The following is a 17,237-nucleotide window of genomic DNA, read 5'->3' as shown; positions in this document are numbered from 1 at the left end:
TGTGTCGAGGGTTTATTCAACCTTTTCAAGCAACCTGGGCTCTGAATGGAACGAGATGTCAATAACGCAGCTACTTTTTCACCGAATCAGGACGTTTTTGCGCCTTGTCGCTGCTTCGTGTGGTTGGTAAAGTAGGCGGATTTTATTTTCCGCCCCCAGCTTGCAGGATTATCCTTTCGTTATGTTTAAGAAATTTCGTGGCATGTTTTCCAACGACTTGTCCATCGACTTGGGTACCGCCAATACCCTTATATATGTTAAAGGACAAGGCATTGTACTGAATGAACCTTCAGTGGTTGCTATTCGCCAGGATCGTGCCGGTTCACCGAAGAGCGTTGCGGCTGTGGGCCATGATGCCAAACAGATGCTGGGGCGTACCCCTGGCAATATCGCGGCTATTCGTCCGATGAAAGATGGTGTTATCGCCGACTTCTTTGTCACTGAAAAAATGCTGCAACACTTTATCAAGCAAGTTCACAGCAACAGCTTTATGCGCCCAAGTCCGCGTGTATTGGTGTGCGTACCGGTCGGGGCAACTCAGGTTGAGCGCCGTGCGATCCGTGAATCTGCTCAGGGCGCAGGCGCTCGTGAAGTGTTCCTGATTGAAGAACCGATGGCTGCGGCAATTGGCGCAGGCTTACCTGTTTCTGAAGCAACCGGTTCAATGGTTGTGGATATTGGTGGCGGTACCACAGAAGTGGCCGTTATCTCTCTGAACGGTGTGGTTTACTCTTCTTCCGTACGTATCGGTGGTGACCGTTTTGATGAAGCTATCATTAATTATGTGCGCCGTAACTACGGTTCATTGATTGGTGAAGCAACAGCTGAACGTATTAAACACAGCATCGGTTCTGCTTATCCGGGTGATGAAGTTCTGGAAATTGAAGTGCGTGGCCGTAACCTTGCAGAAGGTGTACCACGTGGTTTTACTCTGAATTCCAATGAGATCCTTGAAGCGCTGCAAGAACCATTGACCGGTATTGTCAGTGCGGTGATGGTGGCGCTGGAACAGTGTCCGCCAGAACTGGCGTCGGACATCTCTGAACGCGGTATGGTGTTGACCGGTGGTGGCGCATTGCTGCGTAACCTGGATCGCCTGCTGATGGAAGAGACTGGTATCCCGGTGGTGGTGGCAGAAGATCCATTGACCTGCGTTGCCCGCGGTGGTGGTAAAGCGCTGGAAATGATCGACATGCATGGCGGCGATTTGTTCAGCGAAGAATAGTCAGCCAAAAGGAGAAGGGCCGGTCGTATAAATCGATACCCAGGGTAAGAAGTTATTGGCGTCACAGCTAGGCAATAAGCACATTCGAATGCGCTGACATCAGTCAGTCATTCGGGTGAGTCGCCATCATCTGCTGTAACGTCAAGTACGACAGGGTGATTCAGATTTGGCGCTTCCTCCTTCATGCCGTCAAGGAATACCCATAATTTATGAAGCCGATTTTTAGCCGGGGTCCATCCCTGCAACTGCGGTTATTTTTTGCCGTTCTTGCAGCCATTATTTTAGTTATAGCGGATAGTCGATTAGGTACATTTGTTAAAATACGTACTTATATGGACACCGCCGTTAGCCCTTTCTATTTTCTGGCCAACGGGCCACGAAAAGTTCTCGACAATGTTTCTGAAACTCTGGCTACCCATCAACAATTGGAGCTGGAAAATCGTGCATTGCGCCAAGAACTGCTGCTGAAAAATACTGATCTCCAGTTACTTGGGCAATTTAAGCAGGAAAATAACCGCTTACGTGAATTGCTCGGATCTCCGCTGCGTCAGGATGAACAGAAAATGGTTACTCAGGTGATGTCCAGCGGGACAGATCCATATAGTGACCAAGTGGTTATCGATAAAGGCTCTAACAATGGTGTGTACGAAGGCCAGCCGGTTATCAGTGACCGTGGCGTCGTAGGTCAGGTGGTTGCGGTGAGTAAATTAACCAGCCGTGTATTACTGATTTGCGATACTTCCCACGCGCTACCTATTCAGGTACTGCGAAATGATATTCGGGTCATTGCTGCCGGTAGTGGTTGTACTGATGACTTATTATTAGAGCACTTGCCTAGCAATACAGATATTCGTGTCGGCGATGTATTAGTGACGTCCGGCTTGGGGGGGCGTTTCCCTGAAGGCTATCCTGTTGCTGTGGTTTCGTCGGTCAAAGTTGACAACCAGCGTGCTTATACGGTGATTCAAGCCCACCCAACTGCCGACTTGCAGCGCCTACGTTATCTGTTGCTCTTGTGGGGCGCTGATCGTAATGGCGATATCCCGTTGCCACCAGATGAAGTTCGCCGAGTGGCAAATGAACGCTTGGCTCCCATGATGTCGCAAGTATTGCCAGCCGCAGATGCTATGGGGCCACCGGCGCCACCTGTGGCGACAACACCACCAGCAGTGACTGCTCCGGGAGTATCACCATGAACCGTTACAGCAGCAATGGCCGTTGGGTTATCTGGTTGTCCTTCCTAATTGCCATGGTGCTGCAAATTATGCCGTGGCCTGAACAGATTTATATGTTCCGGCCTTCATGGCTGGCATTAGTCTTAATTTATTGGGTGATGGCATTACCGCATCGGGTGAATGTTGGCACTGGCTTTATTCTCGGGCTGATTATGGACCTCATTTTGGGGTCAACACTCGGGGTCCGGGCTCTGGCGCTTAGCATTATCGCTTATCTGGTGGCGTTTAAATTTCAACTATTCCGCAATATGGCATTGTGGCAGCAGGCACTCATTGTGATGCTGCTTTCGCTGACGATGGATGTGGTGGTGTTCTGGTCCGAGTTTTTAGTCAGTAATGTCTCATTCCGACCTGAAGTATTCTGGAGTAGTGTAGTCAACGGCATTTTATGGCCTTGGCTATTTTTGTTAATGCGTAAAATTCGCCGCCAATTTGCGGTGCAATAAGGACTTAAGACTCATGACCGCCCTGTACCTCGCTTCTGGCTCTCCGCGTCGCCGTGAATTACTAACCTTGCTCGATGTACCTTTTGAGGTGCTAAAAACTGAGGTTGAAGAGCAACGCCGTCCTGAAGAGAGTGCACAAGAATATGTCCGGCGTTTGGCACAAGATAAAGCACAGGCAGGGGTAAGGGTCGCACCACAGGATTTGCCTGTTTTAGGGGCAGATACTATCGTGGTGCTAAATGGGCAAGTATTAGAAAAGCCACGAGATAAAGTACATGCGCAACAAATATTGAGCGCATTGTCCGGCCAACAACATCAAGTTATTACCGCGGTGTCACTGGCTGACCGACAAGACGTATTATCTGCCATGGTTGTGACAGATGTGACATTCCGCGTGTTATCCCAGTTGGAAATCAGTGACTATATTGCTACCGGTGAACCCATGGACAAAGCGGGCGCGTACGGTATTCAGGGGAAAGGTGGTTGTTTCGTCAGGTCCATTACCGGCAGTTATCATGCGGTGGTGGGATTGCCGTTGGTAGAAACCCATGAATTACTAAGTAATTTCATTGCGCTACGTAATGTGAGAGGAATACATGACAGCTGAATTACTGGTCAATATTACACCGTCTGAAACGCGGGTTGCCTACATTGACGGTGGCATCCTGCAAGAGATACATATCGAACGTGAAGCCAAAAGAGGGATTGTTGGCAATATCTATAAGGGTCGTGTCAGCCGAGTTTTACCGGGCATGCAAGCGGCTTTTGTGGATATCGGTTTGGATAAGGCAGCTTTCCTCCATGCTTCCGATATCATGCCCCACACCGAATGCGTGGCTGGGGATGAGCAGAAAAACTTCAATGTGCGCGATATTGCTGAACTGGTTCGTCAGGGGCAGGATTTAATGGTGCAGGTGGTAAAAGACCCGCTCGGCACTAAAGGCGCACGTTTGACCACCGATATCACCCTTCCTTCCCGTTATCTGGTGTTAATGCCAGGGGCCGCCCATGTGGGGGTTTCTCAGCGTATAGAAAGTGAAGCGGAACGTGAACGCCTGAAAAAAACCGTGGCAGAGTACTGTGATGAGCAGGGCGGTTTTATTATTCGCACGGCTGCCGAGGGAATTGGCGAAGAGGAACTTGCTGCTGATGCCGCTTTCCTCAAACGCTTGTGGACCAAGGTTCAGGAGCGGAAAAAACGCAATATCACTAAATATAAATTGTATGGCGAGATGGCTCTGGCGCAGCGCGTGCTACGTGATTTTGCCGGTGCGGCACTGGATAAAATCCGCGTTGACTCCAAATTGACCTATGATTTGCTGGTGGAGTTTACCAGCGAATATATTCCAGAAATGACTGAAAAGTTGGAGCTGTATGCCGGTAAACAGCCGATTTTCGATCTCTATGATGTCGAAAATGAAATTCAGCGATCCCTGGAGCGCAAAGTTGAGTTAAAATCAGGCGGTTACCTGATTATTGACCAGACCGAAGCCATGACCACAGTAGATATCAATACTGGGGCTTTTGTCGGGCATCGTAATCTTGACGAGACCATTTTCAATACCAATATTGAGGCGACTCAGGCTATTGCCCGCCAACTGCGGATGCGCAATCTGGGTGGGATTATCATTATTGATTTCATCGACATGAGTAATGAAGAGCATCGTCGGCGCGTATTACATTCACTGGAGCAGGCACTGAGTAAAGATCGAGTAAAAACCAGTATTAACGGTTTCTCTCAGCTAGGCTTAGTGGAAATGACGCGCAAGCGCACGCGGGAAAGCATCGAGCATGTGCTATGCAACGAATGCCCAACCTGTCGTGGCCGTGGCACCGTCAAATCGGTCGAAACCGTGTGCTATGAAATCTTGCGTGAAATTGTTCGTGTTCACCATGCTTATGATTCTGACCGCTTCTTGGTCTATGCTTCTCCAGCTGTCGGTGAGGCGCTGAAAGGCGAAGAGTCTCACGCACTGGCTGAAGTGGAAATTTTCGTCGGTAAGCAGGTGAAAGTTCAGATTGAGCCACTGTATAACCAAGAACAGTTTGATGTGGTGATGATGTAAGTGCCTCCCGGCCTTACAGGGATGGCGAGGAGAGAAGTGTGAGGCGACTGCCCAGGATAATGTTTGCGACAGGCGCCACAATAATTGTTGTGGTGGCACTGTTGGTCAGTGGGCTACGCATGATGCTGCCTCTCATCAACGACTATCGTTCGCAAATCGTGACCAAGGTTCAGTCCATTAGCGGTATCCCATTGGAAGTGGGGTTCATGCAAGGGACGTGGGAAACCTTTGGTCCGACGTTGGAATTGCGTGATATTCGAGCTCAATTGCCGAAAGCCGACTGGCAGGTGCAACGGGTGACTCTTGCGCTCGATGTCTGGCAATCCTTGCTGCATTGGCGCTGGCAATTCCGTGATATGACCTTTTATCAGTTACAGCTGGACCTGCACACCACACTGGATAGGCAGCAGAGCAATAACAGTAGCCTTGAAGCCAGCAACATTACCGATATCTTCTTACGTCAATTAGACCATTTTGACCTGCGCAACAGCCGCATTTCATTTTTGACCCCATCAGGCCCACGTGCCGAATTAGAGATCCCACAACTGACCTGGCTTAACTCCCCTAGCCGGCACCGCGCTGAAGGTCAAATCAGCCTTTCGACCATCAATGGCCAGCATGGTGTGGTGATGGTGCGTATAGATCTACATGATAATCAAGGCATTTTAAATAATGGCACGGTTTATATGCAGGCCGACAATATCGACCTGAAACCTTGGATTAGCCGCTGGTTGCACAATAATACCGGGTTGGACAGTGCCGAATTCAGTCTGGCCGCTTGGCTAAGCATTAAAAGTGGTGAAATCTACAGTGGCAATGTTCTGCTCAGTCAGGGGCAGGCTAACTGGACGGTGGGTGAGCAATCCCATCAGCTAGCAGTGGATAACTTTGTACTGGAAGGCCGCCGTCAGGGCAATGGCTGGCAAATTGATGCGCCAGAGTTGAGCCTCAAAACGGATGGCCAGGCTTGGCCGAAAGGCCACTTGTCAGCTTTGTGGCTACCTGAAAATACACAATTCATCGGCCCAGACCAATCCCAAGAATTACGTATTCGCGCCACCAATATTCAGCTCGAACGTGTTGGGCCGCTATTGCCAACCCTGTCACTTTTTACACCTGAGTTGATGAAACGCTGGGCTGATTTACGGCCGCAGGGGATTGTCGATGCCCTCGCATTGGATATTCCTATCAACCAACTGCAAAGAACACGTTTCCAAGCTAAATGGCACAATATCAGCTGGCAGCATTGGGATTTGCTGCCTGGCGTGAATAACTTTGCGGGTGTGTTGAGCGGTACTGCTGAGCTTGGGCAGCTGGATATCAATCTTAAAGACAGTACATTGCCTTATGGTGAGATGTTCCGCGCCCCATTAGAGGTGAGTCAGGCCAGCGGCACGGTAAACTGGCAGGTTGATGATAACGGTTGGGAACTCTGGAGCGACCAGCTAGATGTCAGGGCGAAATCCTTGTGGGGCAATGGCAGTTTCCGCTATATGCAACCGGATAAAGGGCAACCGTGGCTTAAGATTCTGACTGGTATTCGCCTGTATGATGCAACCGACGCCTGGCGCTATTTCCCCGTGCCATTAATGGGCAATAAACTGGCTGATTATCTGACCGAGGCGTTACAGGGTGGGCAAGTGGATAATGCCACGCTGATTTATAACGGCAATCCTCATGATTTTCCTTATAAACATAAAGAGGGCCAGTTCCAAGTCTATGTGCCGCTACGTAACGCGACTTTTGCATTCCAGCCAGATTGGCCTGCATTAGAGAATTTAGCTATCGACCTCGATTTCCTCAATGAAGGTCTGTGGATGAATGCGCCTCATGCCATGTTGGGCAAGGTCACCGGCAGCAATATCAGCGCCATCATTCCGGATTATCTGAAAGAGAAACTGTATGTCGATGCCGAAGTGGCTGGCGAAGGGCGTGATGTCCATGACTACTTTACCAAGACACCACTCAATGATTCGGTGGCTGAGACACTTGAACAGTTGCAGGTGGGCGGTAAAGTTAGTGGGCGCTTACACCTTGATATCCCCTTGGAAGAGAACCGCATTACTCATGCCAGCGGTGAAGTGACGTTGAAGAATAACAGCCTGTTGGTCCAGCCATTACAAAGCCAATTGGAAAATATCAGCGGTAAATTCCGCTTCAATAATGGCAATCTGGATAGTGATACTCTGTCAGCCAACTGGTTCGGGCAGCCGTTAACGGTTGATTTTACTACCGAAGAACAACCTAAGAACTTTTTGGTAAACGTCGGGTTACACGGCGACTGGCTGCCAGCTAAATTGCCTGGTGTACCGGACGATGTGGCTAAATTGCTGAGTGGTAGCGCCAACTGGCAAGGTAAAGTTGCCGTGCAGTTGCCTAAAAACGGTAAGCCGGATTACAAAATTGATGTCACGGCTGATCTTAAGAAAGTGAGCAGTCACTTACCTTCACCGCTCGATAAAGCCAGCGGTCAAAGCTTACCATTGCAGGTCAAAGTGGTCGGTGGGCTGGATAACTTTACACTGTCGGGTAGCGCCGGTGGCAATAATACGTTTAATAGTCAGTGGCTGCTGCAAAAGGATCAGGTGGAGCTGGCGCGGGCTATCTGGCAAACCGATAGCAAAAAAATCCCGTCATTACCGGATGATAAAGGGCTAGTCCTCAAGCTGCCTAATTTGGATGGTGAGCGCTGGCTGACGTTGCTGGCCCCTGAATTTTCAGCCGGGAGTGCGCCTTTTGCCTCGGGCGTTCAGCCCAAAATGCAAGGGAACACCTCCAATGTCATTTTCCCTAATCGGCTGATATTACAAACGCCGCAGTTGCTAATCGGCGGTCAAGCCTGGCATGACCTGACATTACAGCTAGAACCTTTACTGGCAGGTACCAAAGTCACGGCCAAGGGGCAAGAAGTGGATGGTAGTCTGTTGATGTCTGACAGTGGGCCATGGCATGCCGATATTGATTACCTCTATTACAATCCGCAATGGGCGGGGAGTGAGAAGAATGACCCGCTGGCAAAAGCGGCATTGCAGGAGCCGCAAAGCCCTAGTGCTATCTCATTCAATAATTGGCCTGCTTTGCAACTGCGATGTAAAGCTTGTTGGATTTTGGGGCAAAATGTCGGGCGGGTGAACGCGGATCTCACCCCTAAAGGTTCGGTGCTGACGCTGTCGAATGGGTTGATTGAAGCCGGTAATGGGCGGGCGAAGATTTCCGGGCAGTGGCAACAAGACCATTTGGGTGACAAAACTTCGCTTAATGTTGCATTGAGTGGGCCAAAAATAGATGAAACTCTCTCGTTTTTTGGCCTGATAACCCCAATTAAAGACGCTTCATTTGATATCAATGCTGACGTACATTGGCGCGGCGTCCCGTGGCAACCACAAATTGATAGCCTAAATGGGACGTTAAAGAGCCGGCTGGGTCGCGGGTTACTCACTGACCTTGGTGGTGGCCGTGCGGGCCAGTTATTGCGCTTAGTGAGTTTTGACGCACTATTACGTAAGCTCCAACTCGATTTTAGTGATACGTTTAGTCGTGACTTCGCGTTTGATTCTATTCGCGGCAGCGCCAATATCAAAAATGGCGTGATGCATACCAGTGATTTAGTGATTGATGGGTTGGCGGCCGATATTGCCATGAGCGGAAATGTTGATTTGGTGAGACGCCAGATAGCCATGGAAGCGGTCATCACCCCAGAAATTTCAGCCACTGTCGGTGTCGCAACGGCTTTCGCGATTAACCCGGTGGTGGGGGCGGCAGTATTTGCTGCCTCCAAGATTTTAGGGCCGTTATGGAGTAAGGTCTCGCTGATTCGCTATCAGATTACCGGTAGCCTGGATCAACCAGCCATCCATGAAGTATTACGCCAGCTAAAGGAGAGTAAGGCGCCATGAAAAATGCCAATGTCGCATTATTACAGTTATGTAGCGGTGAAAATACCCGTGACAATCTGGCTCAAATTGAGCAGCAGATCAAACAGTTAAACTCAGGTATTCAACTGGTTATGACGCCGGAAAATGCCTTGTTATTTGCTAATGCCGCCTCATATCGCCACCATGCCGAACAGCACAACGATGGGCCATTGCAGCAGGAAGTGCGTGAGATGGCGCGTAGATACGGGGTCTGGATCCAAGTAGGCTCGATGCCGCTGATCAGCCGTGAATCGCCGGACCTTATCACCACCAGCAGCTTGCTGTTTGATGATCAGGGTGAGCTTAAAGCCCGCTACGATAAAATCCATATGTTTGATGTGGATATAAATGACCTTCATAGCCATTACCGTGAGTCTGATACTTATCAGCCGGGCCAGCAATTGACGGTAGTTGATACGCCTGTGGGCCGCCTTGGTATGACGATTTGCTATGATCTGCGTTTCCCCGGTTTGTTCCAGGCTTTGCGTGCGCAGGGTGCAGAGATTATTTCAGTACCTTCGGCCTTTACCAAAGTCACGGGTGAAGCTCACTGGGAAATTTTATTGCGCGCACGGGCGATTGAAAATCAGTGCGTGATATTAGCCGCAGCACAGGTGGGGCGTCATGGTGCCACTCGCCGGACTTGGGGCCATACCATGGCGGTTGATGCCTGGGGTAAAATTATTGGGCAAAACCCAGATGCGGTTGCTGCTTTAAAAGTCAAAATTGAAACCACAGGTTTGAAGACTATTCGTAACCAGATGCCGGTATTGCAGCATAATCGCTTCCTTGCGTCGCTGGTGCCGCCATCGAATAAGCTATCATCTACTTCATGATAATCATCTAAATAAAGAGTGAAAACTATGAGCCTCTCGTTTGTCAGTGAGCAGTTACTCGCTGCTAACAAGCTGAACCATCAGGACTTGTTCTCAGTATTGGGGCAGTTGGCAGAGCGCCGCCTCGATTATGCTGACCTGTATTTCCAGTCCAGCTACCACGAGGCCTGGGTGTTGGAAGACAGCATCATTAAAGATGGCTCTTACAATATTGATCAGGGTGTAGGGGTGCGGGCGGTCAGTGGTGAAAAGACCGGTTTTGCCTATGCAGACCAGATAACCCTGAATGCTTTACAGCAAAGTGCCCATGCTGCGCGCAGCATTGTGCGTGATAGCGGCAACGGTAAAGTGCATACCTTGGGTGAAATTAGCCATAAGGCGCTGTATCCATTACTCGACCCACTGCAAAGCCTCTCTCGAGAAGACAAAATTGCACTGCTGCACCGGGTAGACAAAGTGGCTCGTGCTGCCGACCAGCGAGTGCAGGAGGTGAGTGCCAGTCTGACCGGTGTGTATGAGCAGATTCTAGTCGCAGCCACTGATGGTACGCTAGCGGCAGATGTGCGCCCACTGGTGCGCCTGTCGGTCAGTGTATTGGTTGAAGAGAATGGCAAACGCGAACGCGGTGCCAGTGGTGGTGGCGGCCGTTTTGGCTATGACTACTTCCTGGAGATGGTTGACGGTGAAGTGCGTGCCGATAATTTTGCTAATGAAGCCGTCAGAATGGCATTAGTGAATTTGTCTGCCATTGCAGCACCGGCCGGTGCCATGCCAGTGGTATTAGGGGCCGGTTGGCCGGGCGTGTTGCTGCACGAAGCCGTTGGCCATGGACTGGAAGGTGATTTCAACCGTCGTGGTAGCTCCGTATTCAGCGGGCAAATGGGTAAGTTAGTGGCTTCTGAGCTGTGTACCGTGGTTGATGACGGTACCATGCAAGGTCGCCGTGGCTCTCTTGCCATCGACGATGAAGGGGTGCCTGGCCAATATAACGTGCTGATTGAAAACGGTATTCTGAAAGGTTATATGCAGGATAAGCTCAATGCCCGCCTGATGGGTGTGGCACCAACCGGCAATGGTCGCCGTGAATCTTATGCACATTTGCCGATGCCGCGCATGACCAATACTTATATGCTGGCCGGTAAATCCACGCCAGAAGAGATCATCGCCAGTGTGGAATATGGCCTTTATGCGCCTAATTTTGGTGGCGGTCAGGTGGATATAACCTCCGGCAAGTTTGTCTTCTCTACTTCTGAAGCTTACTTAATTGAAAAAGGCAAAATCACCCATGCGGTGAAAGGTGCCACTTTGATTGGCTCGGGTATTGAAGCGATGCAGCAGATTTCTATGGTCGGCAACGATCTGGCGCTGGATAAGGGTGTTGGGGTTTGCGGCAAAGAAGGCCAAAGCCTACCGGTGGGTGTCGGCCAACCGACTCTGAAGTTGGATAATCTCACCGTGGGTGGTACCGCGTAAGAAGAGATACAGCATTTTGGGTGTTCAGTTTAAGTCGAATTGAGCACCCAATAACTATGCTCATCTTATCGGTAGCCCTGATATACCTCTGCAACCCGCTTAAAGTATTCGGTTAAGTAGTCGATACAGACTTGGACTTTGAGCGGCATTTTGTCTTTCTCGGTATACAGTGCATAAACTGGGCGCGGATCAGAATGATATTTTTTGAAAAGCACTTCCACTTCACCACGTTTAATCTCCTCAATGACCCACATTAATGGCGCATAGGCAATACCCGCGCCAGCGTTGAGCCAACGGATCATGGTTTGCGAGTCATTGGTCACAAAACGCCCCTGCGGGGATATCTGTGTGGTAATACCTTCCGGCGCAATCAATTCAAAATTACTGTCCGGCCTGACACTGTATTCCAGCCAGGAGAAATTGACCATATCCGAGGGTTTCTCTGGCGTGCCGTACTGTGCGAGATAGGATTTGGCCGCGCACACCACCATTGGCATGGAACCCAGACGGCGGGAAAACAACCCTGAATCTTGCAAAGCCCCGACACGAATCACCACATCCAAACCATCAGCAATCAGGTCCGGTGCCGGTATACCAGTGACCAAATTAACCGATAGCCCAGGGTATTCTTTCAGCATCTCCGCGGTCATGGTGGCGAGCACGTTTTGCGCCATCGTCGATGAGCAACCGATCCGCAGCGTTCCTGTCGGCGTATTGTTAAATGCATACAGCTGTTCATGGACTTCCTGCACTTCCTGCAGCATGCGCCGACACCCTTGATAGTAAATGCGGCCAGCCTCGGTTAAACCAATACGTCGGGTACTGCGGTTAAGTAACTTAACATTCAGCTCCGTTTCCAACTTTGACACTGTCTGACTTATCGACGAAACACTCATTGCCAGTTGCCGTGCTGCACCGGTAAAGGAACCGCACTCAACAACTTTGGCAAAGACTGACATTCGTTTTAATCTTTCCATAGTTTGCTCTATGTGGATTGTTAGCGAGAGGGATTGTTAACTCTGGCTTAAAAGTGATTTAGATCACACATTGTAGATAACTTGATAATAAGCAGGCTAATATACAGCTGTCGGGAGAAGTGTCCAAAGCTTGAAAACCACGTAGCCGAACTGTTTTCTCATCTCATGGCAAGCTGCAGTCATACTAATCAACCAAGTTTAACCTATAAGTCAGTCTTATGGCTGGTGCTTTTCGCCGTGGCTATTGTGGTTGGATGTGTTTCAGTTAGCTGTCAGATTATTCATCTGGGCGTACTCACCGACACCCTACAACAGAAAGGATTTAAACATGAGTTTGCTTCCGGTGATGGTGATTTTCGGCCTTTCTTTTCCACCGATATTTGTTGAGCTGCTGCTCTCGCTGGCACTCTTTTTTGTTCTGCGCCGTGTGTTACAACCCACCGGTATTTATGAGTTTGTCTGGCATCCGGCACTCTTTAATACTGCACTGTACGGTTGTCTTTTTTACTTAATATCTCGTCTTTTTTCCTGAGGTCGCCGTGAGTACTTTTTCATTAAAAATAATCCGCATCGGCATCACCTTATTGGTGGTTTTACTGGCTATTGTTGCTGTCTTCAAGGTCTGGGCCTTTTACACCGAATCACCCTGGACCCGTGATGCTAAATTTACCGCAGATGTTGTTGCTATTGCACCGGACGTCAGCGGCTTGCTGACCGATGTCCCGGTTAAGGACAACCAATTGGTGCAGAAAGGCCAAATCCTATTGGTCATTGACCAGCCGCGCTATAAACAGGCTCTGGCCGAAGCGCAAGCTGATGTGGCTTATTACCAAACACTGGCGGCTGAAAAACAGCGTGAATCTGGCCGACGTCAACGTTTAGGGGTTCAGGCTCTGTCACAAGAAGAGATTGACCAATCTAGCAATGTGCTGCAAACCGTCCGTCATCAACTGGCAAAAGCTATCGCGGTGCGTGATTTAGCTCAACTTGATTTGGAGCGAACTGTGGTGCGCGCGCCTGCAGAAGGCTGGGTGACCAACCTGAATGTTCATGCCGGCGAGTTTATTAACCGCGGTGCAACGGCCGTTGCCTTGGTGAAAAAAGATACTTTCTATATTTTAGCCTACCTGGAAGAAACCAAGCTGGAAGGGGTTAAACCGGGGCATCGGGCAGAAATTACCCCACTTGGTAGTAACCGTATTCTGCATGGCACCGTCGACAGTATCTCTGCAGGTGTCACCAACAGCAGCAGCAGTATAGATAGCAAAGGGCTGGCGACTATTGATAATAATCTGGAATGGGTTCGCCTGGCGCAGCGTGTGCCAGTGAAGATCCGCTTGGATGATGAGGATCAACAGCATCCCTATCCGGCAGGGACGACCGCAACGGTGGTTATCACCGGATCGAATGATCGCGATCCCAATCAGGTATCGCCAATGATTAAGCTGATGCATCGTCTGCGCGAGTTTGGCTAAGATGAGCAGCCCGACTTTCATTCGCCTGCGTTTTGCTTTTAAGCTCAGTTTTGCCATTGTGGCCGCGCTGTTTCTGGGCTTTCATTTGCAATTGGAAACGCCGCGTTGGTCGGTGCTAACAGCGGCGATTGTTGCTGCAGGCCCAGCTTTTGCCGCGGGCGGAGAACCTTTCTCCGGTGCGATCCGCCACCGTGGCTGGTTGCGTATTATCGGAACATTTATCGGCTGTATTGGCGGCTTGATTATCATTGTTCTGACCATCAGAGCGCCGGTATTGACGCTGATGCTCTGCTGCTTGTGGGCTGGGCTGTGTACTTGGATCTCATCATTGGTGCGGGTGGAAAACTCTTATGCCTTTGGTTTAGCAGGTTATACCGCACTTATCATCATTGTGACGACCGGCGAAACTCCGCTGCTAACTCCCCAATTTGCGGTGGAGCGCTGTAGTGAGATTGTGTTGGGGATCGTCTGTGCAGTTATGGCTGACCTGCTGTTTTCACCGCGATCTATTAAGCAGGATATTGATCGGCTGGTAGACAAAGTCTTGGTGGATCAATACCAGCTTCTGCAACTGTGTATACATCAAGCAGAGAAAACCGATATTGATCGTGCCTGGAATGATTTAGTCAAAAACACCACTGCACTCAACGGGATGCGCAGCTATTTAATGATGGAGTCTTCCCGCTGGCAACGCTGTAATCGCCGTTTGCGGGTATTACATGCCGAGTCATTAACGCTGATAACCCAAGCGTGCGAAACTTATCTGGTGCTAGTCAATCATCCCGACATATTAACCGAACAATTGAAGTCGATGCTGAGTGAACCGGCACAAACACCGGCGGACATTCATCAGCGGATGAAAAAACTGCGCCAGTTTATAGGGGCCAGCCACAGTGACGCTATCCCGCATACCATCAGCAGCTGGGTGGGCGCAGCAACTCGCTATTTATTGCTATCGAAAGGTATTCACACAAACAGTAGTATCAGCCGGGTAGAGGAAGACATTCTGGCCTCAGATGTCCCGGTGAAGCATGTCTCCGCAGAAGGTCATCACGCCATGATTAATGGCCTGCGTACCGGTATCGCTACCGCTATCGGCGGTTTGTTCTGGTTATGGACCGGCTGGACATCAGGAGCGGGTTGTATGGTGATGATCGCCGTGGTGACATCGCTGGCGATGCGCACCCCAAATCCGCGGATGGTGGCGATAGACTTCCTGTTGGGCGTGATTATGGCGCTGCCCATCGGGGCGCTTTACTTTATGTTTATCATTCCCGCTACTCAACAGAGCATGTTATTGCTGTGTATTAGTTTAGGGTTGCTGGCGTTCATTATTGGTATTGAAGTACAAAAGCGGCGCTTGGGTTCGCTGGGGACATTAGCCAGCACCATCAATATTATGGTGTTGAGTAACCCGATGGAGTTCAATGTCAGTCTGTTTCTCGACAGCGCATTAGGCCAAATTGTGGGCTGCTTCGTTTCCCTGATTGTTTTGCTGCTGATCCGTGATAATGCCAAAGAGCGAACTGGCAGAACCTTACTGAACCGCTTTGTTTACAGCGCGGTATCCGCTCTGACCACCAATAAAGCCCAGCGCAGTGAAAATCATTTACCGGCTTTGTATCAGCAACTCAACCAGTTATTAATGATGTTTCCCGGCGACATCGACAAATATCGGCTGGCATTAACCTTGATTATCGCTCATCAACGGCTCAATAAGACGGAAATTCCGCTTAATGCTGAACTGAGTGCTTTCCATAAGCAAATCCGCTATACCGCTGATAGAGTGATCAATGCGAAAAACTCCCAGAAACGGCGCTATTACTTCGCCCGATTGCTGCAGGAGCTGGATCAGTATCAGCAAAAATTGGTTGATTATCAGACTCCTGACTCAGTCACTCGTCCAGTAAAACGGCTGGCGGATATGCTGCACCGTTATCAGAGTGCGCTGATATAATCGCGGATTGACAGGGGCTAAGCTGTTCCCATAGCTTTATCAAGGGCTATACTGAATCTGGAACCATCCTTCCTAGCCTTCCATTGATGGGGGGCATCATTTCCCTCAGGAGGTCGACAAGATGTCAGCACAAAACCCATTACAAAGCCAACAACAGAGCGACGGTGTTTATCATATCGGCTATTTTGTCGGAGGTTCCTGGCATCAGGCGCAAGGCACTTTCGAGGTTCGCAATCCGGCCACTGGCGTATTGGTGGCGAGAGTGGCGAAATCCGGTAAAACAGAAACAGAAGCCGCGATTAAAGCCGCCAGCGAGGCATTCCCCGCCTGGCGCAAAACCCCAGCGAAACAACGGGCAGAGATTCTCCAGCGTTGGTATTTACTGATCATGGAGCACCAGCAATCATTGGCTGAGCTGATGGTTTCTGAGCAAGGTAAACCATTGAAAGAAGCATTAGGCGAGGTTGCTTATGCCGCCAGCTTTATTCAATGGTTTAGTGAGCAAGCTAAGCGTGCCAATGGTGAAATCATTCCACCTGCCAAAGAAGGAGCCCGCATTCTGGCAACTCGTGAGCCAGTTGGCGTCGTGGCTGCCATCACTCCCTGGAATTTCCCACTGGCGATGCTTACCCGCAAATTAGGGCCTGCACTGGCTGCTGGCTGTACCGGGTTGATTAAACCGGCCAACAATACGCCATTATCTGCTTTTGCTTTGCTGGCATTGGCACAGCAGGCAGGCGTACCTGCGGGGGTTCTGAATGGGGTTGCCGGTGATACCCAGGCTATCAGCGACGCCATCATGGCCAGCCCTGAAGTGCGTAAAATCTCCTTTACCGGCTCGACTGAAGTGGGCAAAACTCTGATGCGCAATGCCGCAGCTACCATGAAGAAAATCTCCATGGAACTGGGTGGGAATGCTCCCTATATCGTGTTTGATGATGCCGATTTGGATGCCGCACTTGCCGGAGCCATGGCCTGTAAATTCCGCAATGCCGGGCAAGTCTGTGTTTGTGTCAACCGCTTCTATATTCAAGATGGTATTTACGACGAGTTTGTTAACCGCTTGGCAGCCGAAGTTAACAAGCTGAAAGTGGGCAATGGCATGGACCAAGACGTCAACATGGGGCCACTTATCAACCTGGCAGGTGTTGAGAAGGTGGAAGACCACGTAAAAGATGCTTTGGAGAAGGGCGGCCGGTTGTTAGCCGGTGGCAGTCGTCATGAGTTAGGTGGAAACTTCTTCCAGCCGACGGTGATTGCCGATGCAACAGAGCAAATGAAAGTGGCTTCTGAAGAGACATTTGGCCCGCTGGCGGCCTGTTTCCGTTTCAAGACCGAAGATGAAGTGATCAAGCGGGCAAATAACACGCCATTCGGGCTGGCGGCTTACTTCTATACTCAGAACTTGCAGCGGGTATTTCGGGTTTCAGATGCGTTGGAAAGCGGTATGATTGGTGTCAATGAAAGCTCGGTGTCTACCGAACTGGCTCCTTTCGGCGGTGTGAAAGAATCTGGTCTGGGTCGTGAAGGTTCGGTGCTGGGTTTAGATGAATTTATGGAAGTTAAAACTCTGCATCTGGGCAATTTATAAATCAGATGATACGGCATAGATTATGGCAATGAGTAGCAGCTT

General features: G+C 50.0%; 13 protein-coding genes. 12 read left to right on the top strand and 1 reads right to left on the bottom strand.

Going from position 1 to position 17,237, the window contains the following annotated elements; all coding sequences use genetic code 11:
* Positions 1 to 181 precede the first annotated feature (181 nt).
* From mreB to tldD, 8 genes are all read left to right on the top strand, one after another.
* The gene (gene mreB, locus DJ58_RS11050) at positions 182 to 1,225 is read left to right on the top strand and encodes a rod shape-determining protein MreB (protein WP_002228205.1); all 1,044 of its coding nucleotides are present in this window, start codon (positions 182 to 184) and stop codon (positions 1,223 to 1,225) included.
* Between the two features lie 209 nt (positions 1,226 to 1,434).
* The gene (mreC, locus tag DJ58_RS11055; RefSeq protein WP_032911562.1) at positions 1,435 to 2,421 is read left to right on the top strand and encodes a rod shape-determining protein MreC; all 987 of its coding nucleotides are present in this window, start codon (positions 1,435 to 1,437) and stop codon (positions 2,419 to 2,421) included.
* Entirely contained in the window at positions 2,418 to 2,906 is a 489-nt protein-coding gene (mreD, locus tag DJ58_RS11060) for a rod shape-determining protein MreD (RefSeq protein ID WP_032911561.1), read from the top strand. Before mreC ends, mreD begins: the two co-directional genes overlap by 4 nt.
* 13 nt (positions 2,907 to 2,919) lie before the next feature.
* Positions 2,920 to 3,513, top strand: coding sequence for a Maf family protein (locus tag DJ58_RS11065; protein ID WP_004711010.1), 594 nt, complete (start codon positions 2,920 to 2,922; stop codon positions 3,511 to 3,513).
* A complete protein-coding gene (rng, locus tag DJ58_RS11070) occupies positions 3,503 to 4,972 on the top strand; it encodes a ribonuclease G (RefSeq protein ID WP_032911560.1) in 1,470 nt (489 codons plus the stop codon). The genes DJ58_RS11065 and rng overlap by 11 nt, the downstream gene beginning before the upstream one ends.
* A 38-nt stretch (positions 4,973 to 5,010) precedes the next feature.
* The gene (gene yhdP / locus DJ58_RS11075) at positions 5,011 to 8,868 is read left to right on the top strand and encodes an AsmA2 domain-containing protein YhdP (protein WP_071985047.1); all 3,858 of its coding nucleotides are present in this window, start codon (positions 5,011 to 5,013) and stop codon (positions 8,866 to 8,868) included.
* Positions 8,865 to 9,722 carry a deaminated glutathione amidase gene (gene nit1, locus DJ58_RS11080; protein ID WP_032911557.1) on the top strand — a complete coding sequence of 286 codons (858 nt, stop codon included), beginning with the start codon at positions 8,865 to 8,867 and terminating at the stop codon, positions 9,720 to 9,722. Before yhdP ends, nit1 begins: the two co-directional genes overlap by 4 nt.
* Before the next feature lie 27 nt (positions 9,723 to 9,749).
* Positions 9,750 to 11,195 carry a metalloprotease TldD gene (gene tldD, locus DJ58_RS11085; protein ID WP_004711001.1) on the top strand — a complete coding sequence of 482 codons (1,446 nt, stop codon included), beginning with the start codon at positions 9,750 to 9,752 and terminating at the stop codon, positions 11,193 to 11,195.
* A gap of 65 nt (positions 11,196 to 11,260) precedes the next feature.
* Here tldD and aaeR read toward each other — a convergent pair whose 3' ends face one another.
* Positions 11,261 to 12,172 carry an HTH-type transcriptional activator AaeR gene (aaeR, locus tag DJ58_RS11090; RefSeq protein WP_004711000.1) on the bottom strand — a complete coding sequence of 304 codons (912 nt, stop codon included), beginning with the start codon at positions 12,170 to 12,172 and terminating at the stop codon, positions 11,261 to 11,263.
* A gap of 328 nt (positions 12,173 to 12,500) precedes the next feature.
* Between aaeR and aaeX the strand changes: the two genes are divergently transcribed.
* The 4 genes from aaeX (at position 12,501) to DJ58_RS11110 (ending at position 17,195) form a co-directional block, all read left to right on the top strand.
* Positions 12,501 to 12,704 carry a p-hydroxybenzoic acid efflux pump operon protein AaeX gene (aaeX, locus tag DJ58_RS11095; protein ID WP_004710999.1) on the top strand — a complete coding sequence of 68 codons (204 nt, stop codon included), beginning with the start codon at positions 12,501 to 12,503 and terminating at the stop codon, positions 12,702 to 12,704.
* A gap of 7 nt (positions 12,705 to 12,711) precedes the next feature.
* Entirely contained in the window at positions 12,712 to 13,647 is a 936-nt protein-coding gene (aaeA, locus tag DJ58_RS11100; RefSeq protein ID WP_004710997.1) for a p-hydroxybenzoic acid efflux pump subunit AaeA, read from the top strand.
* 1 nt (position 13,648) lies between these two features.
* Positions 13,649 to 15,604, top strand: coding sequence for a p-hydroxybenzoic acid efflux pump subunit AaeB (aaeB, locus tag DJ58_RS11105; protein ID WP_004710995.1), 1,956 nt, complete (start codon positions 13,649 to 13,651; stop codon positions 15,602 to 15,604).
* A gap of 121 nt (positions 15,605 to 15,725) precedes the next feature.
* A complete protein-coding gene (locus DJ58_RS11110; protein ID WP_004710993.1) occupies positions 15,726 to 17,195 on the top strand; it encodes an NAD-dependent succinate-semialdehyde dehydrogenase in 1,470 nt (489 codons plus the stop codon).
* Positions 17,196 to 17,237: the final 42 nt, after the last annotated feature.

It is taken from the genome of Yersinia frederiksenii ATCC 33641 (assembly GCF_000754805.1).
In the GTDB taxonomy this organism is placed as follows: domain Bacteria; phylum Pseudomonadota; class Gammaproteobacteria; order Enterobacterales; family Enterobacteriaceae; genus Yersinia; species Yersinia frederiksenii.
The sequence above is the reverse complement of the archived record's forward strand: the minus strand, read 5'-3'. Positions and strand labels throughout refer to the sequence as shown.

Bases quoted from the DNA above. Each gene is read 5' to 3' on its own strand.
- mreB (WP_002228205.1), top strand. From the start codon at position 182: ATGTTTAAGAAATTTCGTGGCATGTTTTCCAACGACTTGTCCATCGAC.
- mreC (WP_032911562.1), top strand. From the start codon at position 1,435: ATGAAGCCGATTTTTAGCCGGGGTCCATCCCTGCAACTGCGGTTATTT.
- mreD (WP_032911561.1), top strand. From the start codon at position 2,418: ATGAACCGTTACAGCAGCAATGGCCGTTGGGTTATCTGGTTGTCCTTC.
- DJ58_RS11065 (WP_004711010.1), top strand. From the start codon at position 2,920: ATGACCGCCCTGTACCTCGCTTCTGGCTCTCCGCGTCGCCGTGAATTA.
- rng (WP_032911560.1), top strand. From the start codon at position 3,503: ATGACAGCTGAATTACTGGTCAATATTACACCGTCTGAAACGCGGGTT.
- nit1 (WP_032911557.1), top strand. From the start codon at position 8,865: ATGAAAAATGCCAATGTCGCATTATTACAGTTATGTAGCGGTGAAAAT.
- tldD (WP_004711001.1), top strand. From the start codon at position 9,750: ATGAGCCTCTCGTTTGTCAGTGAGCAGTTACTCGCTGCTAACAAGCTG.
- aaeR (WP_004711000.1), bottom strand. From the start codon at position 12,172: ATGGAAAGATTAAAACGAATGTCAGTCTTTGCCAAAGTTGTTGAGTGC.
- aaeX (WP_004710999.1), top strand. From the start codon at position 12,501: ATGAGTTTGCTTCCGGTGATGGTGATTTTCGGCCTTTCTTTTCCACCG.
- aaeB (WP_004710995.1), top strand. From the start codon at position 13,649: ATGAGCAGCCCGACTTTCATTCGCCTGCGTTTTGCTTTTAAGCTCAGT.
- DJ58_RS11110 (WP_004710993.1), top strand. From the start codon at position 15,726: ATGTCAGCACAAAACCCATTACAAAGCCAACAACAGAGCGACGGTGTT.